Annotated in this window: 20 protein-coding genes and 1 riboswitch; of the genes, 12 read left to right on the top strand and 8 right to left on the bottom strand. The window is 64.5% G+C overall.

Annotated elements, in window-relative coordinates; genetic code table 11:
• Positions 1-27: 27 nt before the first annotated feature.
• Positions 28-1,488: an MFS transporter gene (locus I5R65_RS06210; protein WP_180665456.1), complete on the bottom strand. Its 1,461-nt coding sequence runs from the start codon at positions 1,486-1,488 to the stop codon at positions 28-30.
• Between the two features lie 403 nt (positions 1,489-1,891).
• Between I5R65_RS06210 and I5R65_RS06205 the strand changes: the two genes are divergently transcribed.
• Together I5R65_RS06205 and I5R65_RS06200 are read left to right on the top strand one after the other, a co-directional pair.
• Positions 1,892-2,845 (top strand): 2-hydroxyacid dehydrogenase, encoded by a 954-nt coding sequence (locus I5R65_RS06205; RefSeq protein ID WP_180665454.1) that lies wholly within the window; start codon positions 1,892-1,894, stop codon positions 2,843-2,845.
• Positions 2,846-2,909: 64 nt separating this feature from the next.
• Positions 2,910-3,839: a LysR family transcriptional regulator gene (locus I5R65_RS06200; protein WP_180665451.1), complete on the top strand. Its 930-nt coding sequence runs from the start codon at positions 2,910-2,912 to the stop codon at positions 3,837-3,839.
• A gap of 2 nt (positions 3,840-3,841) precedes the next feature.
• Here I5R65_RS06200 and mntP read toward each other — a convergent pair whose 3' ends face one another.
• From mntP to I5R65_RS06185, 3 genes are all read right to left on the bottom strand, one after another.
• A complete protein-coding gene (gene mntP, locus I5R65_RS06195) occupies positions 3,842-4,423 on the bottom strand; it encodes a manganese efflux pump MntP (protein ID WP_180665449.1) in 582 nt (193 codons plus the stop codon).
• A gap of 11 nt (positions 4,424-4,434) precedes the next feature.
• Positions 4,435-4,608, bottom strand: a riboswitch (yybP-ykoY riboswitch).
• A 102-nt stretch (positions 4,609-4,710) separates the two neighbouring features.
• Positions 4,711-6,126, bottom strand: coding sequence for a hypothetical protein (locus I5R65_RS06190; RefSeq protein ID WP_231395095.1), 1,416 nt, complete (start codon positions 6,124-6,126; stop codon positions 4,711-4,713).
• A 356-nt stretch (positions 6,127-6,482) separates the two neighbouring features.
• The gene (locus I5R65_RS06185) at positions 6,483-7,391 is read right to left on the bottom strand and encodes a cation diffusion facilitator family transporter (RefSeq protein WP_180665447.1); all 909 of its coding nucleotides are present in this window, start codon (positions 7,389-7,391) and stop codon (positions 6,483-6,485) included.
• A gap of 303 nt (positions 7,392-7,694) precedes the next feature.
• Between I5R65_RS06185 and I5R65_RS06180 the strand changes: the two genes are divergently transcribed.
• Both I5R65_RS06180 and I5R65_RS06175 read left to right on the top strand, forming a co-directional pair.
• The gene (locus tag I5R65_RS06180) at positions 7,695-9,332 is read left to right on the top strand and encodes a DUF342 domain-containing protein (RefSeq protein WP_180665445.1); all 1,638 of its coding nucleotides are present in this window, start codon (positions 7,695-7,697) and stop codon (positions 9,330-9,332) included.
• A gap of 77 nt (positions 9,333-9,409) precedes the next feature.
• The gene (locus I5R65_RS06175) at positions 9,410-9,808 is read left to right on the top strand and encodes a hypothetical protein (RefSeq protein ID WP_180665443.1); all 399 of its coding nucleotides are present in this window, start codon (positions 9,410-9,412) and stop codon (positions 9,806-9,808) included.
• 18 nt (positions 9,809-9,826) lie between these two features.
• On the opposite strand, the gene I5R65_RS06170 is transcribed toward I5R65_RS06175, so the two are convergent.
• Positions 9,827-10,675 (bottom strand): LysR family transcriptional regulator, encoded by an 849-nt coding sequence (locus I5R65_RS06170; RefSeq protein WP_180665441.1) that lies wholly within the window; start codon positions 10,673-10,675, stop codon positions 9,827-9,829.
• A gap of 112 nt (positions 10,676-10,787) precedes the next feature.
• On the opposite strand from I5R65_RS06170, the gene I5R65_RS06165 reads away from it, so the two are divergent.
• The 5 genes from I5R65_RS06165 to I5R65_RS06145 all read left to right on the top strand — a co-directional run bounded on the left by I5R65_RS06165 (position 10,788) and on the right by I5R65_RS06145 (position 14,364).
• A complete protein-coding gene (locus tag I5R65_RS06165) occupies positions 10,788-11,810 on the top strand; it encodes a bile acid:sodium symporter family protein (RefSeq protein ID WP_180666271.1) in 1,023 nt (340 codons plus the stop codon).
• Between the two features lie 142 nt (positions 11,811-11,952).
• A complete protein-coding gene (locus I5R65_RS06160) occupies positions 11,953-12,324 on the top strand; it encodes a VOC family protein (protein WP_180665439.1) in 372 nt (123 codons plus the stop codon).
• 118 nt (positions 12,325-12,442) lie between these two features.
• Positions 12,443-13,141, top strand: coding sequence for a YafY family protein (locus I5R65_RS06155; protein WP_180665437.1), 699 nt, complete (start codon positions 12,443-12,445; stop codon positions 13,139-13,141).
• A gap of 170 nt (positions 13,142-13,311) precedes the next feature.
• On the top strand, positions 13,312-13,722 hold the full coding sequence (locus I5R65_RS06150; RefSeq protein ID WP_180665435.1) for a DUF2325 domain-containing protein: 411 nt from the start codon (positions 13,312-13,314) through the stop codon (positions 13,720-13,722).
• Between the two features lie 138 nt (positions 13,723-13,860).
• Positions 13,861-14,364 (top strand): hypothetical protein, encoded by a 504-nt coding sequence (locus I5R65_RS06145; protein ID WP_180665433.1) that lies wholly within the window; start codon positions 13,861-13,863, stop codon positions 14,362-14,364.
• Positions 14,365-14,492: 128 nt separating this feature from the next.
• Here I5R65_RS06145 and I5R65_RS06140 read toward each other — a convergent pair whose 3' ends face one another.
• The 3 genes from I5R65_RS06140 to I5R65_RS06130 all read right to left on the bottom strand — a co-directional run bounded on the left by I5R65_RS06140 (position 14,493) and on the right by I5R65_RS06130 (position 17,647).
• Positions 14,493-15,323: a diguanylate cyclase gene (locus I5R65_RS06140; RefSeq protein WP_180665431.1), complete on the bottom strand. Its 831-nt coding sequence runs from the start codon at positions 15,321-15,323 to the stop codon at positions 14,493-14,495.
• 214 nt (positions 15,324-15,537) lie between these two features.
• Positions 15,538-17,124 (bottom strand): methyltransferase regulatory domain-containing protein, encoded by a 1,587-nt coding sequence (locus tag I5R65_RS06135; RefSeq protein ID WP_180665429.1) that lies wholly within the window; start codon positions 17,122-17,124, stop codon positions 15,538-15,540.
• Between the two features lie 55 nt (positions 17,125-17,179).
• Entirely contained in the window at positions 17,180-17,647 is a 468-nt protein-coding gene (locus I5R65_RS06130) for a nucleotide pyrophosphohydrolase (RefSeq protein WP_180665427.1), read from the bottom strand.
• Between the two features lie 197 nt (positions 17,648-17,844).
• On the opposite strand from I5R65_RS06130, the gene I5R65_RS06125 reads away from it, so the two are divergent.
• The 3 genes from I5R65_RS06125 (at position 17,845) to I5R65_RS06115 (ending at position 20,860) form a co-directional block, all read left to right on the top strand.
• The gene (locus I5R65_RS06125; protein WP_231395094.1) at positions 17,845-18,438 is read left to right on the top strand and encodes an attG domain containing protein; all 594 of its coding nucleotides are present in this window, start codon (positions 17,845-17,847) and stop codon (positions 18,436-18,438) included.
• Between the two features lie 382 nt (positions 18,439-18,820).
• Positions 18,821-20,470 (top strand): PAS domain-containing methyl-accepting chemotaxis protein, encoded by a 1,650-nt coding sequence (locus tag I5R65_RS06120; RefSeq protein ID WP_180665423.1) that lies wholly within the window; start codon positions 18,821-18,823, stop codon positions 20,468-20,470.
• Between the two features lie 180 nt (positions 20,471-20,650).
• The gene (locus I5R65_RS06115; protein ID WP_180665421.1) at positions 20,651-20,860 is read left to right on the top strand and encodes a protamine P1 domain containing protein; all 210 of its coding nucleotides are present in this window, start codon (positions 20,651-20,653) and stop codon (positions 20,858-20,860) included.
• Positions 20,861-20,910 lie beyond the last annotated feature (50 nt).

The raw sequence follows: 20,910 nt of genomic DNA, 5'->3' as shown, positions 1-20,910 counted from the left end.
GGCCCGGGTCGGTGGCCGAAACAAGGCTCAGGCTTCCTCCCCCGCCTTTCGCACCGTGATCGGCTCCACCACGCTCAAGAGCAGCACCAGGCACAGCAACGAGGTCCCGACCATGTAGAGGAACACGCTGGTCCAGTCATAGCGGTCCAGCAACATGCCCACCGCCAGCGGCGCGCAGGCACCACCGATCTGGCCCAGCGAATTGACGATGCCGAAGGCGGTCGGATAGGTGGCCTTGGTAGCCAGCCCCATGGGATAGGCGGAATAGCCGGCAAAGCCGATACCCAGCATCAGGCCGGAGAGCATCAGCATGGCGCCCAGGTAGAGCACGCTGTCGGGCGCTTCCACCAGCAGCAGGGTCATCGCTGCGGTACCCAGTGCGCCGAGCAGCATCATGGGCTTGCGCCGGCCACCCAGCAGACGGTCGGAGATGATGCCGCCCAGCATGTTGCCGGCCACCGCACCAATGAAGGGCGCCGAGGCCAGGAAGCCCATCTTGACCGAGGCGAAGCCCTTGACCGTGACCAGATAGGTCGGCATCCACGACATGAAGATATTGCTGATGCCGATCATGCAGCCGTAACCCAGGGCCACGCCGATCACGTTCCAGGAAGTAAACACCTGGCGCAGCGTTTCCAGGCGCGGCACGCGGCGGGTGCGGTTGATCCCGTCCAGCCAGGGCATGGGCGTGACCTGGGCGCCCACCAGGGGCTTGCTGCCGGCGGTGGCGGTGGTGCTGGAGTTGGTGCTGGCGTTCACAGCCGGGGCTTCCTGGCTGATGTAACGACGCTCGGCCTCGTTGCAGAAACGGTTGCCGGTCGGGGAATTGGTCACCAGGAACAGCCACAGGATGGCCAGGAAAATGCCCGGCACGGCAAAGACGTAGAAGATTTCGCGCCAGCCCCAGAGCTGGATGACGATGATGCACACGGTCGGCACGATCAGCGGCCCCAGCTTGGAGGCGGCGATCCAGAGACCGGTGGCGGTGCCCTTTTCTTCCGGCGGGAACCAGCGGTTGATGACATTGGTACAGCCGATGCCCAAGGGGCCCTCCGACAGGCCCAGGCCGACCCGGTAGAGCTGCAGCAGCAACACCGAGGAGGTGGTCCCCATCAGGCCGGTGAACAGCGAGGTCAGCAGCATGAACACCGAAAACAGGATGCCGGTGGTCTTTTCGCTCAGGCGCTTGTACATCAGGCCGACCGGAATCTGCACGAAACCGTAGGCGAACGAGAACAGGCTCACGATCAGGCCGGCCTCGGTGTTGGAAATGCCGTACTCCTTTTTCATGTACGGCAGGGCGATGCCGAAGTTGGCGCGGTCGGCACAGGCGATGGCCCAGATCAGGAAGATCAGGCCCATCACCACCCAGCGGTAACGGGTAGGCTTTTGCAGGGCAGATGCAGCAGACGGGGCTGAAGTTGCAGATGCGGTGGATGCGGCGGAACGGTGGCGGCCGACCTGGTCGGCGGCGTCGACATGATTCATCGTCGGACTCCTTGTGGCGTGTCTCGTGGTTATCGTTATTGGCGGCGGGAAGATGACGGTGCCGCCTTCAGGGCGGCAGCGCCCTGCCCGTCCGGTGTGATCGCAGGTGCATGCTTGTCTCCATTGCGGGTGGTGGGCTTTGTTGTGCTTCCCGGCAAGGGGGATATTGGCGCCCGGCGTTCTTGGCGGCCGTCTCGGGATGGCCGACGCTGGGAATCATGGGCGTGCACCGCAATACCGTCCAATCTTTTCTGGCTATCAGGTGATGTGCAGATTGAATCGATGCTGATACCGGATCGCTCACCAATTCCTGTATCAATTGATAGCCTTTTCGGATTGGACGCGCTCCCCGAATGACCGCATCATCCGCCGGCATTGCCATCGAACGAGAAGGAGTCTCCCCATGAAACGCCACGTGCTGCAACTCAATCCCATCCTGGTCCCGGCCATCAACGACAAGCTGGAAAGCCTGTACCACATGCATCGCCTGTTCGAGCAGGAGGACAAGGAAGCCTATATCGCCCGTCACGCCGCGGTCATCGAAGGTGTGATCACCGGCGGTCACACCGGCATCAGCAATGCGCTGATGGATCGCCTGCCCGCATTGAAGGTGGTGGCCGTCAATGGCGTGGGTACCGATGCCGTGGATCTGAACCATGCGCGCAGCAAGGGCCTGCCGGTGACCGGCACCTTCGGCGCACTCACCGAGGATGTGGCCGACCTGGCACTGGGTCTGATGCTGGCGGTGTGCCGCCAGATCTGTCCTGGCCATGCCTTCGTGCAGCGCGGCGATTGGGTGCGTCATCCCTCGCCGGCGGCGATCCCGCTGGCACGACGCCTCAGCGGCAAGCGCGTGGGCATCGTGGGCATGGGCAAGGTGGGGCGTGCCATCGCCCAGCGTGCCGCCGCCTTCGGCTGTCCGATCGCCTATACCGACCTGCGCGCCATGGACGACCTGCCGCATCGCTTCATTCCGGATTTGCTGCAACTGGCGCGCGAAAGCGATGTGCTGGTACTGGCCGCCGCCGCCGACAAGGCGCAGGGCATCGTCAATGCGGCCGTGCTCGATGCCCTGGGTCGCGACGGGGTGCTCATCAACATCGCGCGCGGCAAGCTGGTGGTGGAAGAGGATCTGGTCGATGCCCTGCAACGCGGCGTCATCGCCGGCGCCGGTCTGGACGTGTTCGTGGATGAACCCAACGTGCCGGCCGCCCTGCTGCAGATGGATCAGGTGGTGTTGCAGGCGCATCGCGCCAGCGCCACCTTGGAGTCGCGTACCGCCATGGGCGAGATGGTATTGGCCAGCCTGGAACAAGGCCTGGCCGGCCTGCGCCCGGAAGGCAGCCTGACCACCTGAGGCCAGCCGGCCGCAACAGGGAGTGCGCCTATAATGCAGGCGCACTCTTCACAGGCGAATCCCCATGCTCGATCTGGCTCAAGTCCGTTGTTTCGTGGTCGCTGCGACCGAACTCAACTTCCGTCGCGCAGCGGCCCTGCTGAACATGACGCAGCCACCGCTGTCGCGCCAGATCCATCTGCTGGAGCACAAGCTGGGCGTGCAGTTGTTTGAACGGGTCGGCCGCACGGTGCGGCTGACTACCGAAGGGCGGGTGTTCCTGGCCGATGCCTCGCGCCTGCTGCAGCTCTCCGAACAGGCCGAAAGCACGGTGCGCCGTGCCAGCCAGGGCAAGACCGGGCGCGTGCGGGTGGGCTTCACCGGCGCTGCCGGCTATGAACTGATCCCGGAACTGTTGATGCAGGCGCGCAAGACATTGCCGGAAATCGACGTGGTGCTGTTCGAACTGATCTCGGTGGCGCAGCTGGAAGCCTTTACCGCCAATACCATCGACATCGGTTTCCTGCGACCACTCTCGTCGCGCCAGCCGCTGGAGCTGGCCCTGGTGGACAACGAGCCGCTGGTACTGGCCATGCCCAAGGGCCATGCGCTGGCGCGCCATGCGGAGGTGGCCACCGCGCAACTGGACGGCCAGCCCTTCATCATGCATTCACCCACGCATGGCAAGTATTTCTACGAACGCATCATGGCCATGCTGGGCGCGGCCGATGTCAAACCCGACTTCACCCAGTACATCGACCAGAGCCACACCATCCTCTCGCTGGTCAGGGCCGGCCTGGGGGTGGGCATCCTGCCGGCCTCGGCTCAGCGCTTCCATTACGACCGGGTGGAGTTCCGTCCGCTGGCCGGCGAGGTGCCGCGAGCGGAAATGAGCATGGCCTGGCGCGCCGATCAGGACAACCCGGCGGTGACCGCCTTTCGCCTGATGGCCGCCGACTACTGCGCAGCCAGGGCAGCCAGCGGTGGCACCACAGGGGATGTCACACCGGGCTGAATTCAAGCGCCTGCGCGGCTCAGGTGTTCATACAGAATGGCCGCGCCGACACCGATCAACACCACACCACCGATGATCTCGGCACGCTTGCCGATGAGGTGACCGAGCACGCGACCGACCATCACGCCGATGGTGACCATGGTGGTGGTGGCCAGGCCGATCAGAAGCGCGGCTTCCAGGATGTTGACGTCGATGAAGGCCAGACCCACGCCCACTGCCATGGCGTCGATGCTGGTGGCGACAGCGGTGAGGGCCAGCATCACCACCGATTGCTTTTGCGGAGCGGCGTCGGCTTCTTCGTCTTCATCATCGTCGCTCAGGCCTTCGCGGATCATGCGCGCGCCCAGTACCAGTAGCAGCGTGAAGGCGATCCAGTGATCCCACTCCGACACCCATTTGGTGGCGACCGAGCCGGCGAACCAGCCGATCAGGGGGGTGATGGCCTCGATCACGCCGAACAGCAGACCGATGCGCAAGGCTTGCAGGAAGCGTGGCTTCTGCATGGCGGCGCCCTTGCCGATGGCTGCCGCAAAGGCGTCAGTGGACATCGCAAGCGCGAGAAGAAGGAGTGCGGGGAAATTCATGAAGGGGATTCCTTGGCCGGGCGAAGTCCATGGACGTGCCTGCGCGCCCAGCCTGGCCGCAGGATACGTCTATGGTCTCGCCTACCTGGTTGGCTACCCGCGCCACGGCAAAATGTTGCCGAGAATGTTGACGCGGGCTCTTCCGGATGACCCGGAAGCTGGCTACTCCCCAAAGAGAAGCCCGGATTTTAAACGAAGACGGCCGGGCTAGACAAGATGTTGTGGTGGTCGCTGCAACAGGAGGAATGACGATACGATTCGTCTCACGCCGCGTTGCTGCGGCCCGCTCAATCGACCAGCAGCTGCGTACCGTTGCGACGGACCTGGTCCGGATCGGCCTGCAACAGCCCGAGCGCGCTGATACTGTCGAGCAGCCGGCTGCGCCGGTAAGCCCCGTCGGCGGCGCGGGCCTCCTTGCCATCCTGCAACTGGGCGGCGAAGTCGCGCACGATCTGGGCCTGCAAGGGCGTGTGGCTCTGGCTCACCAGCTGACCGAGTACGTACTTGCTCACCCTGCTATCCTGGCTGGCTGATTGCTGCAGGCGGGCCTGCGTCATGTAACCGAGGCGGTAGCCGATCTCCAGCCGGCTGTCGGCCTGGTCGTCGATCTGGTGGTAGGTGTAGTTCTGCGATTGACGATCGGTACCCAGCCGCAGCGGCAGGTCGGGCTGCAGCGACTGGTGATAGGACGCCTTGAGCCGTGCCTGCGCCTGCTGCACGATGGAGCGATCGGCCTGGCTCGCACCGGACAGGCTGGTGTGCTGCGAGACCTGGTAGTCGAAACCATCCACCTCGTCGCGCCGCAAAGGATTGGGCGCCGAGCTGGCACCGGTGATGGAGGCCGTGAAATCGGCCAGGCCCGACAACATGCGGCGGTCGTTGAGGTCGGCGACCAGCGCCGGTGCCGATTGATCGTCGGGACGCGTCGGCGTCGTGCTACCGCCATGCAACTGGGCGAAGGCATCCTTGAACAAGTCGGCAAGGGCGGCATCGCCATGGCCGCGACGGGTGGCGGCATCGAACTGCTGCAGGTAACTGGCGATGGCGCGCTGGCGTTGCTGCGCGCTACCGGTGATGGCCTCGCTGGTGGCATCGACGGCGACCTTCATGGTGCCGGCGGCACTGGTGGCGCTCACGCTGCGCTGGGTCGCATCGGCATGCAGTTGCACCTGCAGATCGTCCCCCAGCGTGGCGTTGAGGTCGATGGCACCCAGATGCTGCTGGTCCAGGTGCATCAGGCCATCCAGGGCCAGCGTGGGCGGCTGGGCCGCCAGCCCCTTGAGGGCCTGCTCGAAGGCATCGCCCAGCGCGCTCACGGCAGCGCGGTCCTCATCGTCGAGCGTACCCTGGGACAGCTTGAAATCGACGGCGATGCCGTCGGCATTGGCAGCCAGCCGGAGCTCGATGCGCGCCCCCGATTGGGTGGTCAGCGAAAGATCGATGCGCTGGCTGGCGAAACGGTGCAACTGATCGCGCAGGACCGCCTGCACATCGCTGTTGCCCTGGGTGGCTGCGGACGACATCAGTACCGACTGCGAATAACTGCCGCCCCCCAGGCTGGCCTGGTCCAGCAGGGCCTTGCCCAGACCGGTCCAGCGCTCGTCCATCTGGCCGGCGCCGATGTTGCGTGCCATCAGGGTCGAAAGCGTGTCGCCCTGACGGTTTTCCCACACAGGCAGCAAGGCCGCAGGCGCGTCACTCATCCGTCCGGACGGCGAATAGAGGGAGAGCACGGGCGCAGAGAGGCGCGCGCTTGCCGTAGGGGTCGGGGAGGACGGCGTCGCACCGACTGCGGGCGGGTTCGTCGAGGTGGATGAGGTGGATGAGGTGGATGAGGCGGATGCGGGCGGTGCGGTGGGCGTGTAGGCCGGCGACGGCGACACGGAGGTCAGTGGGCTCATGAGCGCAGAGGGGGGCTGGCGACGATACGCTAGCTAACGGTCCCCTGCTGCGATTCTTTAGATGAACGTACGCAGCGTATCGACACGCATCGGCACGCGGCGTCTGGCGCGTTCTGGCGCGGTCTAGTGCATCAAGGCTGTTGCGCCGGGAGAGCCGTCTATTCCGGGGATTCGATCGGGTCCACGTGCGTCATCACATCCAGCACGTGATGCGCATCCAGCACCCGGCGCCGCGCATCGGTGGCGATCGCATGGCCTTGCGTGACGCTCAGGGTGCCGTCGATCTCCAGGTGCACGTCCACCAGCGTCATGTCGCCCATGCGTCGGGTGCGCAAGTCGTGCAGGCCTTGCACGCCCGGCGTGGCGAGGATGGTGGCACGGATGGCCTGCATTTCCTCGGTCGAGACGGCACGGTCCATCAGGTCATGCAGGGCGCTCCAGAAGAAACCCCAGCCGGTGCGCACCACCATCAGGCCGACTACCGCCGCGGCCACCGGATCGAGCAGGGTGAAACCGGCCAGGCTGCCGACGATGCCCAGCGCCACCACCAGCGACGATGCCGCGTCCGAGCGTGCATGCCAGGCGTTGGCCACCAGCATGCTGGAGCGCACCCGCTCGGCGATGCGCAACATGTAGCGGAACAGCAGTTCCTTGGCCAGCAGGGCCACCAGCGCCACCCACAGGGCCGTGATATGCACCGGCGGGGTATGTCCATAATGCTGGATCTTTTGCACGGCCGACACCAGCATGCCCAGGCCGACGGCCAGCAGCAAGGCGCCCAGTGCCAGGGAGGCGGCGTTCTCGTAACGCTGGTGACCATACTGGTGATCGTCGTCGGCCTGCTTGCGGCTGTGGTGTCCAGCCAGCAGCACCACGAAATCCGAGACCAGATCCGACAGCGAATGGATGCCATCGGCAATCAGGGCCTGCGAACCGGTGAACACGCCGGCCGTGACCTGCAACATCACCAGCACGATGTTGACCACGATACTGACCAGCGTGCTGACGCGTCCGGCGCGATGACGAGCGAGGTCGCCCTTGAAGTCTTCTATTTGGGTACTTAACATAAAACCAACGATAAGAGCCTAATCTAGAGCCAGAGTCGGCAAAACTTGTGCTATCAGTCAAATTACTGGATCATCTTGCCACATTACAATGTCAGCCGTATTGCGCCAGGGGGTAGCGTCACCGCTTTTTGCGGTCCGGCGTACGCAGGACCGCGCAAATGAAGCGACAAAGGCATGCGCCCCCTTCGCATGAAAGACGTCACGGCCGATATCACGGCAAACATCACGGCGGACACCACGACGTCCCAGGCGGGCGGTGTCCATCCGTGGCAGACCCGGTGCAGCCATTCATCGAGGAACAGCATGAACCAAGCAACTCCGCAACCGCTGTCGTTTGCGTTCGACAGGGCCAGCGGCGAACTGAGCGCAACGTTTACACCGACGGCGGGCTTCCCGCCGCTGACCCTGGCCTTCCTGAAGCAAGCCATGACCGATCATGGCCTGACCAAGCTGTTCTTCCAGGACTCGGTGCTCAATACCTTCGTGCGCAAGGCTGAAGACACCAAGGAAACCGTTACCCAGGTCATCGCCGAACGCCGTGACGGCGAATTTTCGCTGGACGTGGCCGATGACCTCATGACGGCCTCGCTGACCCTGGTGCCGCCCTATGGCGGTCGCGCCAAGAGCGTGGAAGTGGTCAATGCGATCCGCGCCGCCGGCATTACCTACGGCATCCTGCATGAGCAATTGCGCGGTGCGCTGTCCGCAGGTTTCTGCAACAAGCTGGTGGTCGCCCAGGGCCTCATGCCCACTCCCGCCGAACCGGCCCGTTTCGAGAGCCTGCTGGAAGAGAAGGAAGAAGAACTGGCCGACATTGACGACGATGCCGTGGTCTCCTATGCCGACATGGGCCATATCCTGCTGGTGAAGGTGGGCGACCCGCTGATGCGCCGTATTGCGCCGGTGCCGGGCAAGGATGGCATCGATATCCGTGGCGGCAAGGTGCCGGCGCGGCCGATTGCCGATGTGGGCTTCGCCAAGGAGAGCATCGGCGCCGAGCCCAGCGAGGACGATCCCGATCTGCTGGTGGCGATCGTGCCGGGCCAGCCGACCGTGATCAAGAACGGCGTGAAGGTCAATCCGGTGCTGGATGTGGAAAACGTCGACCTGTCCACCGGCAACCTGACGTTCGAAGGCACGGTGCGCGTCTCCGGGGATGTGCTGACCGGCATGAAGCTGCACGTAGGCGGCGACGTGGTCGTCAGCGGCACGGTGGAAGCGGCCGAGATCGTGGCCGGAGGCAGCGTCACCGTCAAGGGTGGCGTGATCGGCCACAGTGAAGGCGTGACCGCACAGGCTGGCACCACCGCCATCGCCTCGCGCATCAGTTCACAGAAATCGGTGCAGGTGATGTTTGCCGAGAGCGCCCACATCGAAGCGGCCGAAGATATTCTGGTGCTGGGCAATGCGCGTCACTGCGAACTGCTGGCCGGCAACGAGATCACGGTCGGCAAGGGCAATCCCCGCACCGGCCACATCATCGGCGGCCGGGTGGAGGCCACCAACATCATCCGTGCCAACGTGATCGGCGCGTCCACCAGCACCCATACCCGCGTACAGGTCGGCCTGGACCCTTATCTGGAAGAAAAGATCGCCATCAAGGAACAGGAGTACACCCGCAAGGTGGCCGAACTGGACCGCACCATCAAGCAGCAGAGCTACTACAAGCTCAATCCCGAGAAGGCCACGCCGGAACTGCTGCACGAGACCAGCGACAAGCGCAAGGCGCTGGCCTACGAGGTCAAGGTGCTGCTGGAGGAAGTGGGGCAGATGAAGGAAAACATGGTCGCCGCAGAGGATGCCCGCATCATCGTGGCCAAGGCCGTCTATGAAGGTACGGAGCTGCGTATCGGTCACGAAGTGTGGCCGGTGCAATCCGACCTCGGTGGCGGCACCGCGCAGTTGTTCGAAGGCGATATCCGCTACAACCCGAAAAAGTGATGTTGCGGCATCGCGCCTGTGGATAAATCGTTTATACGGTTACACTTGCATTTATCCACAGGCCCGACAACTCTCCCATGCAAGATCAGCTTTCCCAGGCCACGCCACAGTTGCTGCGCGAACTGGCCACCCGTAGCGCCGACATCTCCCGGAACTGCAACTGCCGTACGGTCGACACCAGCGGCTGGATCAGCCTGCCGCTGTCGCTGCCGGAAACGCAGCTGGCCGACGTCGCCACCCTGATCACCGATCCCTACGCCGAACCGACCTTCACCGAATATCACCCCGAGGGTACCCGTTACGATTCACCGACGGCGCCCATCGCCCCCGCCTGGTACCCCTACAACCGCTGCAACATCGCCCGCTGCACGCAATGCGGTCGCCATTACCTGCGCTACATGGAAGCCGGCGGCTACTTCGTCGACCGCCGCATCCGCGCCCTGGACAATCCTGCGCTGGTGGTGGAACAGGCGTAAGCCCTCTGCCCTTGGCCTTCAGCCACGACTGAGGCGGCTCGACATCAGGATCTGGTAGAGCGTATCGGCCGGGCGCGACAGGCGGCGCGCCGTCAGGGCCACATATTCCACATCCGGCAGACGCGGCAAGGCTGCGTGATTGAGCGGCGGCACCAGGTCACGCGAGGACAGGTGCTGCGGCAGGGCTGCCAGGCCGAGGCCGCCACGTGCGGCGGCCATGCAGCCGGCGTGGCTGCCGCTGGTGCAGACGATGCGCCAGTGATGGCCGGACTTGCCCAGCGCCTGCAAGGTCGCGGCCCGGGTGATGCTGGGTTCGGGCAGCAGGATCAGGGGCAGCGGCTCGGTCAGGTCCACCAGCGTGTCCGGCCGGGTCAGCCACTGCATCGGCGTGGAAAACATGCTGTGACCACGCGACTCGCCGGCGCGGCGCTTGCCCACCAGCAAATCCAGCTTGCCCTGGTCCAGCGAGGCATAGAGATCGCTGGTCAGGCCGATGGTGATCTCCAGTTCCACTTCGGGATGCTGGCTGCGAAAAGCGGCCAGCATGTCCGGCAATGGCCCCATGGCGAGATCGTCGGAGGTGCCGAAGCGTACCCGGCCGCGCAGGCGGGGGGCGCTGAACTGGGCCTCGGCGCGGGCATGCGCCTGCAGGATCAGGCGTGCATGCACGAGCAGGCTCTCGCCATCGGCGGTCAACGCCAGCGAGTGGGTATCGCGCACGAAGAGGCGCCGGCCCAGGCTTTCCTCCAGCCGACGGATGTGATCGCTCACGGTGGACTGGGTCAGCCCGAGCTGGCGCCCGGCCTCGGTAAAGCTGGCCGAGGCGGCGGCGGTGGTAAAGGTCTGGAGCCAGAGCGGATTGAGCATGGAGCATTATCATCGGATTTTCCGGTGACAGTCAACGCGCTCAGAGGGATTCCCGATGGCAGGCGAATTTCCTATCATGACGACAATCCCCCATTTCCTTCGCGAGTACGTCATGAACCGCTTCCTGCCTGACCGCTTCACCCAGCTACTGATCGGCACCGTGCTGCTGGCGACGCTCTTCCCGGCCACCGGGAGCTTCGAGCATTTCATGCACCTGGCCAGCAACGCAGCCATCTCGCTGCTGTTCTTCCTGCATGGGGCCAAGCTGTCGCGCGAGGCGGCGCTATCGGGCCTGAAGCAACCGCGCCTGCACCTGCTGACGCTGGGCTCGACCTTCATCCTTTTCCCGCTGCTGGGCCTGGCGCTCAAGAGCGTGGTGCCGGACCTGCTGACGCCGCAACTGTGGATGGGCGTGCTGTTCGTCTGCACGCTGTCGTCGACGGTGCAGTCCTCGATCGGTTTCACCTCCATCGCCCGCGGCAACGTGCCGGCGGCGATCTGCGGCGCCACGGCATCCAACCTGCTGGGCATCGTGATCACGCCGCTGCTGGTGACGCTGCTGCTGCACCGGCACCACGAGGCCAATGGCCTGTCGCAGGTATTCAGCATCCTGCTGCAATTGTTGCTGCCCTTCGTGCTGGGCAACCTGATGCGTCGCTGGATCGGCGAGTGGATCAACCGCCACAAGGTGATCGTCAACGTGGTCGATCGCGGCGGCATCCTGCTGTCGGTGTATGCCGCCTTCAGCGTGGCGGTGGCACAGGGCGTGTGGCACCTGTTCCCACCGGGCCAGCTGGCCTTGCTGGTGCTGGTCAATGCGGTGCTGCTGGGCGCGGTACTGCTGATCACCACCTTCGGCGCACGCGCCCTGAAGATGCCGCGCGGCGATGAAATCGTGCTGGTGTTCTGTGGGTCCAAGAAGTCGCTGGCCTCCGGCATCCCCATCGCCTCGGTGCTGTTTGCCGGCAGCGGTGCGGCGGTGGTGCTGTTGCCCATCATGCTGTTCCACCAGATGCAGCTGATGCTGTGTGCCGTGCTGGCGCGGCGCTATGCGGCACAGCTGGACGGCGTGGAGGCGGCTGCTGTGGCCGCGGCTGCAACCGAGACCGGCACGCCTCTGGCCACCTCCCGCTGAAGCGGGCCGCCCGGCGGGCGGACAAATTCATCTTCCCTGGCAAAGGCTACTGACAGAACGTTGTCAGTAGCCTTCGCGCATGATGCGTCGCATGCCACACGGCATGACAAACCCCTCATCAACGACGCAAAGGAAGAACAACATGCAAACCCAAGTCAACTGGTTCGAGATCGCCACCAAGGATCTGCAACGCGCCACCCGTTTCTACGAAGCCGTGTTCGCCACGCAGTTGCGCCAGGAGCAGTTCAGCGATAGCGGGCCAATGGCCATCTTCGTGCGTGACGACGGCCGCTCGGTCGGCTGCCTGACCGGTCCCGGCTGGCTGGAGCCGACCCGTCAGGGGACCCTGATCTATCTCGACGCGGGACCATCGATCCAGGCGGTGCTTGATCGTGTGGTCGCCGCCGGGGGCGAGCTCACCATGGAACGCACGCAGCTGCCCAATGACATCGGCTATATCGCGCAATTCATCGACAGCGAAGGCAACCGCATGGCGCTGCACGCCATGCACTGAGCGACTGGCCCGCCCCGGTGACGACCATGCAGGCATCTTGCACAGCAGCATCGAAGTCTGTGGCGGGCCTGCGGCGTGCGTGCCAGAATGGCGCGCATCAATTTTCCACCCGCCCTCCATGCGCCGAGCCGACCGCCTGTTCCAGATCACCCAGTACCTGCGTGGACGCCGTCTCACCACGGCGCGCCAGCTGGCGCAATGGCTCTCGGTGTCGGAGCGCACGGTCTATCGCGATATCCGCGATCTGTCGCTGTCGGGCGTGCCGGTCGATGGCGAAGCCGGCGTCGGTTATCGCATCAAGCCGGGCTATGACCTGCCGCCGCTGATGTTCAATGCCGATGAAATCGATGCCCTGGTGATCGGCATGCGCATGGTGCAGGCCTGGGGTGGCCCGCAACTGGGCGCCTCGGCCGCATCGGCGCTGGCCAAGGTGGTGCTGGCATTGCCCAAGGAAAAGCGTGATTTCGTCGAAGCCACGCCCTTGTTTGCGCCGACCGCACCGGATGCCGGCGGCCAGGGCGAGCGGCTGGAGGCGATCCGCCAGGCCATCGGTAGCCGTCACAAGCTGCTACTGCACTACACCGATGCCCAGCAACGCGCCAGCCAACGCGTGGTATGGCCACTGGCGCTGGCGTTCTTCGGCGGCACCTGGCTGCTGGCAGCGTGGTGCGAACGGCGTGACGACTTCCGCTCTTTCCGCCTGGACCGGGTCCAGCAGATGAGCGAACAGGGCCACTACCCGGACCGCAACGGACGGCGCCTGCCCGACTTCGTACGCGCCATGCAACGCCAGGCACGCAACCAGCCGGCGGTCTGAACCAGCCGTACCAGCTTCCTGACACCACAACCGCCCGTCCCGCGTGCGATCCAGGCGCGCATGCTGCGACCTCAACGCAAACCGCATATGTAGCTGCAAATTGATTCGTTCGCATGGCAGGAGCTGGCAGGTAGGCTGGAACCGTCCACCACTTCCGGCGAGTCTGTCTCATGCGTGCTGCCCTGCCCTCTCCCATCGCGGCCAATGCCGCCGTTTCGCTGGCCGACCGCTGCGTGCTGTGCGTGGGTGGTCTCACCGGCGCCCGCAACCACTATCGCGCCGAGATCGAAATACGCGCCGGCCGATTCCTGCATCACGATGGTGGCCGCGAAGACAACCTGCATCGTCTCACCCCCATGCTGGCAGCGGCTGACATCGTCATCTGCGCTTCCGGCAACATCAGTCATAACGCTTATCACCTGGTCAAGAGCACCTGCAAGAAACTCGGCAAACCCTGTGTGTTGGTGAAGGGGACGGGGATTGCCTCCTTCCTCGACGGACTGGATCACCTGGCCGCCGAGGAAGCGCCGGCGGACGGGCCATCGGCACGCGGCGACCGCGTCTTGAGGCGCAAGCGCTAGCGGCGCATCCGCCGCAAAAAATGCCGCGCTGCAGTACGGATTGGAAAAATCGGCAAAAGCCCCCTACAATCGACTCCCTGGCCCGCATTGCCTGGCCACACAGATAACATGCCGTCACGGCAACTTCCGGGAGTCCGTTTGAAGATCGTAACCCGCCTGACCAACCGCCTCCTGGCGCTGGCACTGGCCTGCGCGGCCAGCGTCGCACCGGCGGCGCACGCCGCGCCGCAGCCCAGCTTCGGTATCGAGGTCGGTAACGCCCTGCTCTGCCTGAACCAGCTCAACAGCAAGTATTTCTTCGATTACCTGGTGGCGGCCTTCGGACCGCCCTACAAGACCGAGGGCGGCGCCTACTGGTTCAAGGCCACCAATGTCTCGCTATGGGGCATGCAGGCCACCGACTTCCTGATCAATGACAGCAGCAGCCAGGCCGATTTCATCGGAGCCTACTTCAACACCACACCGGTCAAGCTGACCGATGCCATCAAGGCAGCGCTGGGCATCCGCTTCACGCCCGAGGATGACACGGCCTATCCAGTCCGACAGTCGCAGGCTGGCAGCAAGATCGTCTACAACGATACCAATGCCAAGATGTATTGCGCCAAGTCCAAATTCCTGGTGCCCGGGCCGGAACAGCCCTGACGCGACAGCGCAACGCCGCCCTCGCCTGTCCAGGAAAAATGCCGCGCGCTGCAGATTGCAACGCGCGGCATTTTTCCATTTGTACTCCGGATGACTCCGGAGCGCCCCGTCCTGGGCAAGGGGCCGGCTCAGGCGTGCGTCTTGCCCATATCCTCGGTGGTGCGGATACAGTCGCGGCCGGAAGACTTGGCCAGCGCCAGTGCCTGTTCCGATTCGCGCAGCACCGTCTCGGGCTCGTCGACCTGGCGCTGTGGCGTCACCGAAGCGATACCGATGCTGATGGTCACCCGTCCGGTCGGGCTGGCGCTGTGGGTGATATCGAGTTGCTCGATCGACTTGCGGATGCGCTCGGCCACGATCAGCGCCCCGTCCAGCTTCGAACCTGGCAGCAGAACCGCGATTTCCTGGGTACCGAAGCGCGAGAGCAGGTCTTCCGGCCGCACGTTGGTATCGCGGATGGCGCTGCCCACCCGGCGCAGCACCTTGTCGCCGGCCATGCGGCCGTAGGCGGAGTTGTATTCATCGAACAGGTCGATGTCGATCATGATCACCGCCAGGGAAAGATTGGTGCGGGCAGCGCGGTTGAATTCCTCCAGCAGGCCGCGCTCGAACTGGCGGCGGTTGGCAAGCCCCGTGAGCGCATCCTCCAGGCCGACGCGGGCCAGGGTCTTTTCCATTTCATCCAGATGGACGCGCGCATCGTCGCGCTGCTCCACCAATTGCTTGCGCTCGCTCTGCAGGTTCTGCAGTTCGCCTTCCAGACCGCTCAAGGGGCGCAGCAACTGGCCCAGCAGCAGCCAGGACAATAGTGCCGACAGCAGTACCAGCGCGATGGCGGCGCCAGCCAGGACCTGCGTGCTGCCGCCCCATACCATGGCGGTCAGGACGGCAGCGGTGATGACCACGGCGGCGGTGATGGCCAGGGTCAGGCGTGTTTGAAGTGTGCGGGACAGGGACATAGGCAGAAAACCGACTTTCCTTAAAAGAATTCCGGCGCCGGGGGCTGCAAGCGCGGCAGTGACGGCCGGCAATACGGCCACGCGAAATGCTACAGGCTCGGACGCTGCGATGCAACGCGCAATGTCATCCGGCGTGTCGACGCCCGCCCTGCTCGGCGACACCGTGAGGATTGTGGTGAGGATTGCGGTGGTGATTGGCGCGCCGGGCCTGCCATCAAGCCACCTGCAAGGCCTGCAGCAACGGCAACCGGGTACGTGCGAAGAGCCTGGCCTGGGTCGCCAGTTCAGCCAGGTTTTCCTCTTCGCCTTCCAGCCGCACGCCGTCGCGAACCAGGCGTTTGCCTTGCGCCGCGACGTAGCGCCAGACCTGGGCCGGCCAGGCATCGAGGTCATCGCCGCAATGCTGGCGCGCCAGCAGGAACAGCTGCTCGACGCGATCCACGCGCACGCCGCCACCGGTGAGCGGGCTGACCAGATGAGTGACGTCCCCCTCGTCGCCCGCGTGGCCCGCATTGCCATTGGCCGGCGCCATCGCGGCGCGCTGCAGCAGCCAGGCATTCAGGTCGCCCGTCCGACGCGCGATCTGGGCCTGGGTGGCGGCGTCCGACTCGGCCGGCAGCGGTGCGGCATGGCCGGTGCCGATCAACATCAGTGCAGAGTCGATCACTTGCGAGAGATTCAGGTTGCGATGGGCCAGCGTCGCCGCCAGGTCGACCAGGGTGTGGGGCTGGTAGTCCGACAGGGCTTGCAGGATGGGCTCGTAGATCAGGCGGTTGAGGGTGATCTCGGAGGCCACGTTCTGGATGGTCAACGGCACCTTGTCCGGTTCGGTCAGCAGGACCACGCTCTGCAGCGCCAGCGCCTGTACCCGCTGGCGCTCGTCGAGGACCTCCCCGCCGCGCACCCAGTAATCGCGCCGGAAGGTCTGGTTGACCATGAAGTCGCGCACGCTCTGGTACAGCACCGGGTCGCTGATCCCGGCCAGGCACTGGCGCTGGGCGGGGGTCAGGTTGGCCATGTCGAGGTGGTCGATGTAGTGCGCCGGGCAGGCGAACTGCAGACCGGCACGCGCCAGGCAGCGATGGATGTCGGCGAAGGCCTCGGCATGCCAGTCGCGATTGAAGTATTCGTGGGCGAGATAGCTGCGCGGTTGCTGCTGCAGGATCTTGAGGCGGTCGCGCATGAAGGGGTTGGCCTGGGCATAGACCGGATCGGTCTCGAACATCTGTGCGGCGAAGGCCAGCGCAGCATCGATGCGGGCGGCGGTGGGCAAACCCTGCTCGTCATTGCCGACCTGCTGGGTGTGCTGCACCAGCAGGTCGCGCAGCGGCATGAACGCCGACCAGCCGGGCTGGGTGTTGTAGCTCAGGTAGAGCACGCCACCGGGCTTGAGCTTGCGGTCGATGAAGTCGAAGATGATCTCGCGGTTTTCCTGCGAGACCCAGCTCCAGATGCCGTGCAGGGCGATGAAGTCGAAGTCGGGCAGGTCGTCGCGGCGGCAGAAATGCGAGAAGCTGGAATCCTCCAGTTGTGCCCCGCTGCCGCTGGCAGCCGCCAGTTCGCGGGCGAAGGCCGCCTGCAACGGGTTGAAATCATTGCCCCACCAGCGCGTGCCGGACGCAGCCGCGTGGAAATTGGTCGACAGCCCCTGGCCGAAACCCAGCTCACAGGCGGTCTGGATGGCCGGCGCACGCAAGCCGTGGAAGGCGAAGGCCAGCGGCAGGCGCGCCGGGTTCATGCCCGGGTAGTAGCCATAGGTGTAGGCGATGTCGACGACGTAACCGTCATTCCAGTTGTTCAAGGCGGGCTCCGTACGGCAGGGAAGACTGGCTAAGGGATAAGGGACGACAACCGGCTCAGCGCGCCTGACCGGCATCGCCGCCGGTGGCGTCGGCTGCTGCCGAAGCGGCCAGCACATCGTATTTGCGGGCGTTGCCGCGTGCCAGCTCGACCGGGTACTTGCGGCGGTTCAGTTCCATCTTCTCCAGCACGGCGCTGCGCAGGTCGACGCCGGTATGGTCGGCCAGCTGGATCAGGTAGACCAGCACGTCGGCCATCTCGTGCCGGATGCCTTCGCGCGCGGCGTCGTCAAGCTCGTGCATGGCACCGGTCGGCAGCCACTGGAAATGCTCCATCAGCTCGGCCACTTCCACCGACAGGGCCATGACCAGATTCTTGGAGGTGTGGAAGCGCAACCAGTCGCGCTCGCCGGAAAAGCGGCGGATGATGTCGCGCAGTTCATGCAGGTCAGAAACAGGGGCGACGCCGTCCGCGCTCGGGCCAGAAGCAGGGACGGAAGGGGACTGGGCTGGATGGTCGGTCATGGCGTCTTGTCCGGGCGGTTACGCGGTTACGCTGTTGCGCTGTTGTGCAGTTGTATTGATGCGCGTCGATACGCGTCTGTTTGGCTCGACACTTTATCACCAACCCACACAGGCGCAGGCGGGACGATTGATCTGGGACAGCTTTCATGTCTCCGTAATGATGCACAATGCGCAAAACACGCGACAATTTGATAACCATGCCGACACCTCTTCGCTCCCCGCTGCGTTTCTTGTCCGGCGTCACGCTCATGCTGGCGCTGCTCACGGCAGGCTGCGACCGACGCATCGACCAGCAACTGGCCGAGCACGAAGCTGCACAGATCACACTGGGCGTGACCCCAAAGCAATTCGCTGCGCGCTTCAATGAGCGCCTGGCCGATGTGCTCAAGGACATGCAGGTGGAAGAGCCCGAGCACATGGCCCGTCTTTACATGCTGGATGCGGACCGCCTGCATCCCGGCCAGTACGATTACGTGCTCGACGCCAAGGTCGGTCCGGCCCAGACCACCATCATCGGTACGCTCAACAAGAACGGCGAGCTGCGCAACGTGGGCGTGATGCTGACCAACAAGACCCAGGGCGCCCGCGATGAATTTCTCATCTGTTCCTCCAGCGCCGCGCGCAGCTTCATCGCTTCCGGCCAGGACAAGCTGCTGCCGCTCATTACCCGCCTGACCACGGTCGCTCTGGATAATCCAGGACAACGCATGACCGAAGTCGTGGCCGATCAGTTGCTGTCGGTCGAGCTGGTGCCACAAGGAGTTCTGTTCCAGGTACAGCCTCGGCAGTGATGCATGACGGCCCGGCCGATGACGCCGGGAAACTATCCGATGACGCAAGCCCTGCACAAGAAAACGCCACGATTTCAAAGGTTTCAGTTGGAAATGCCTGCCTTTTTCTCAGATCGAAAAGGCCAGCCAACGTTTAGATTCAAGGCATCGTGGTTTCCGTGTTCCCTTGATCACGCCGAGACAGGCTGGCGGGGAACATTCATTGCGGAAAGGCCATGGATCGCCTTCGCACCGACCCAGGATTCCACGTCAGGCCTCAATCATGGCCTGTCTTGAAAAACGGGGCTGCCACGCTTGGGGAAAGAAGCGCTGCAGCTTTCTATAACAGCGGCAGGACCGTGGCCTGGGCAGGGTCAGGCGGTCCGAAGGCACGGGGGCAAGCATGCGCACGAATCTACCGATCACCACCAATGAACAGTTGCTGGAGGATGGCAAATCCATCGTTTCCAAGACCGACCTGCAAGGCAACATCCTTTACGTCAATCCTTACTTCGTTGAAATCAGCGGCTTTGACGAGACCGAACTGATCGGCGCGCCACAGAATATCGTGCGTCACCCGGAGATGCCGCGCGAAGCCTTTGCCGACATGTGGACCACACTCAAGGCCGGCCTTCCCTGGAACGGGCTGGTCAAGAACCGCTGCAAGAACGGTGACTATTACTGGGTGCAGGCCAACGTGACGCCGGTGCGGGAAAACGGCCACGTCGTCGGCTACATGTCGGTACGTACCCGCCCTTCGCGTGAACAAGTGCAGGCCGCCGATGCGGCGTATCGGCGCTTCGTCGCCGGCCAGGCACGCGGCGTGCGCATTCATCGCGGTGCCGTGGTCCGCACTGGCCTGATCGGCTGGCTGCAGGGGTTGCGCGAGCTGTCGGTGGCCAGGCGGCTGGGATGGACCATGAGCGTGCTGACGCTGATATTCCTGCTGGGCGGCATCGTCGCCGGAAGTGCCGTACAACGCGCCGGCGGCAGCCCATACGCCGTGTGGCTGGGGACAGCCGTCGGCCTGGCCTTGCTGCTGGGGTCGTGGGCGCTGCTGCACGCGAGCATCGTTGCGCCGCTGCAGCGGGCCATCAAGTCCGTGCATGGCCTGGCCGGTGGTGACCTCGACCTGCTCATCGACACCGATGCCCGGGGCGACATGGGCCTGCTGCTACAGGCGCTGCAACAACTCAACGTCAACCTGCGCGCCATCATCGGCGACGTGCGACGCAATGTGGAATCGATGACCATCTCCACCGGCGAAATCGCCAGCGGCAACATGGATCTGTCCGGCCGCACGGAATCGCAGGCCTCGGCGCTGGAGGAGACCGCTTCCAGCGTCGAGCAGTTCGCCGCCACCGTGCGCCAGAATGCCGACTCGGCCGCCAATGCCGACCGCCAGGCGCAGTCGGCCTCGTCCATCGCCCAGCGCGGCGGCCAATCGGTGCAACGCATGGGCAAGACCATGGAAGAGATCGATACGGCCTCGCACAAGATCGTCGACATCATCTCGCTCATCGACGGCATCTCCTTCCAGACCAACATCCTGGCGCTGAATGCGGCCGTCGAAGCGGCCCGTGCTGGTGAGCAGGGACGCGGCTTTGCGGTGGTGGCCTCCGAGGTGCGCACGCTGGCGCAGCGCTCGGCCGCGGCCGCCAAGGACATCAAGGGACTGATCGACGACTCTCGCGCGAAGGTGGAAAGCGGCAACCAGTTGGTGCGCGAAACCGCGCAAGCCATGGGGGACCTGGGCGGCGCGGTGGAAAACATGGCGGTGACCATGGCCGAGATCACGGTGGCCAGCAACGAGCAGAGTGGCGGCATCGAGCAACTGAACCAGGCGGTCAATGCCATCGACGAAACCACGCAGCAGAACGCGGCGCTGGTGGAGCAGGCAGCAGCTGCCGCCGAAAACCTGCGCGACCAGGCGGTGAAGTTGAGCCAGGCCATGTCGGTCTTCAAGATCAGCCATGAGGGCAGGCGCCCGGGGGTTACCCTGGCAGGCAGGTCATCGCGCCAGCCGGACCCGGCGCGGATGCTGGCGCAGTGAGGTCGCAGGCGGCGGGCTTTACACAGCATTGCATATCTTTACGCGTGCGGCGGGGTGCGGCACCTTTGCATGGTCGTCGCGCTTGCTTATGATGAACTCCTGCCCGGCCACATCCGAAATCGGTGACGTTGCCGATGCGAGGCGCCGGGCTCCTCCGATCTCACAACAAGGGAGTTTCACATGAGCGTATCTTCCGTCTCCTCCAGCAACGGCGGTTTCTACAACACCATCATCCAACCGATCAAGAACGTCGCCGTGGAAGTGGGTGACGAGATCGAAAGCGCCTACGACAGCACCGCCGACGCCGTCTCCTCGGCCGCGCACGCCGTGGCTGACAGTGTCAGCTCGGGTATCAAGGCGATCGGCAACATCATCGATACCACGGCCTGAACCGGCCACGTCACGCGACCGCGTCGCCCATGCTGGCGAGGGTCGCGTTT

The sequence above is a fragment of the Herbaspirillum sp. AP02 genome, assembly GCF_015767275.1.
Taxonomy (GTDB): domain Bacteria; phylum Pseudomonadota; class Gammaproteobacteria; order Burkholderiales; family Burkholderiaceae_D; genus Herbaspirillum.
This window is presented reverse-complemented; position numbering and strand designations above follow the sequence as displayed.

Excerpts from the sequence above, each read along its gene's own strand:
- I5R65_RS06210 (WP_180665456.1), bottom strand. The coding sequence starts at position 1,488 with ATGAATCATGTCGACGCCGCCGACCAGGTCGGCCGCCACCGTTCCGCC.
- I5R65_RS06205 (WP_180665454.1), top strand. The coding sequence starts at position 1,892 with ATGAAACGCCACGTGCTGCAACTCAATCCCATCCTGGTCCCGGCCATC.
- I5R65_RS06200 (WP_180665451.1), top strand. The coding sequence starts at position 2,910 with ATGCTCGATCTGGCTCAAGTCCGTTGTTTCGTGGTCGCTGCGACCGAA.
- mntP (WP_180665449.1), bottom strand. The coding sequence starts at position 4,423 with ATGAATTTCCCCGCACTCCTTCTTCTCGCGCTTGCGATGTCCACTGAC.
- I5R65_RS06190 (WP_231395095.1), bottom strand. The coding sequence starts at position 6,126 with ATGAGTGACGCGCCTGCGGCCTTGCTGCCTGTGTGGGAAAACCGTCAG.
- I5R65_RS06185 (WP_180665447.1), bottom strand. The coding sequence starts at position 7,391 with ATGTTAAGTACCCAAATAGAAGACTTCAAGGGCGACCTCGCTCGTCAT.
- I5R65_RS06180 (WP_180665445.1), top strand. The coding sequence starts at position 7,695 with ATGAACCAAGCAACTCCGCAACCGCTGTCGTTTGCGTTCGACAGGGCC.
- I5R65_RS06175 (WP_180665443.1), top strand. The coding sequence starts at position 9,410 with ATGCAAGATCAGCTTTCCCAGGCCACGCCACAGTTGCTGCGCGAACTG.
- I5R65_RS06170 (WP_180665441.1), bottom strand. The coding sequence starts at position 10,675 with ATGCTCAATCCGCTCTGGCTCCAGACCTTTACCACCGCCGCCGCCTCG.
- I5R65_RS06165 (WP_180666271.1), top strand. The coding sequence starts at position 10,788 with ATGAACCGCTTCCTGCCTGACCGCTTCACCCAGCTACTGATCGGCACC.
- I5R65_RS06160 (WP_180665439.1), top strand. The coding sequence starts at position 11,953 with ATGCAAACCCAAGTCAACTGGTTCGAGATCGCCACCAAGGATCTGCAA.
- I5R65_RS06155 (WP_180665437.1), top strand. The coding sequence starts at position 12,443 with ATGCGCCGAGCCGACCGCCTGTTCCAGATCACCCAGTACCTGCGTGGA.
- I5R65_RS06150 (WP_180665435.1), top strand. The coding sequence starts at position 13,312 with ATGCGTGCTGCCCTGCCCTCTCCCATCGCGGCCAATGCCGCCGTTTCG.
- I5R65_RS06140 (WP_180665431.1), bottom strand. The coding sequence starts at position 15,323 with ATGTCCCTGTCCCGCACACTTCAAACACGCCTGACCCTGGCCATCACC.
- I5R65_RS06130 (WP_180665427.1), bottom strand. The coding sequence starts at position 17,647 with ATGACCGACCATCCAGCCCAGTCCCCTTCCGTCCCTGCTTCTGGCCCG.
- I5R65_RS06125 (WP_231395094.1), top strand. The coding sequence starts at position 17,845 with ATGCCGACACCTCTTCGCTCCCCGCTGCGTTTCTTGTCCGGCGTCACG.
- I5R65_RS06120 (WP_180665423.1), top strand. The coding sequence starts at position 18,821 with ATGCGCACGAATCTACCGATCACCACCAATGAACAGTTGCTGGAGGAT.
- I5R65_RS06115 (WP_180665421.1), top strand. The coding sequence starts at position 20,651 with ATGAGCGTATCTTCCGTCTCCTCCAGCAACGGCGGTTTCTACAACACC.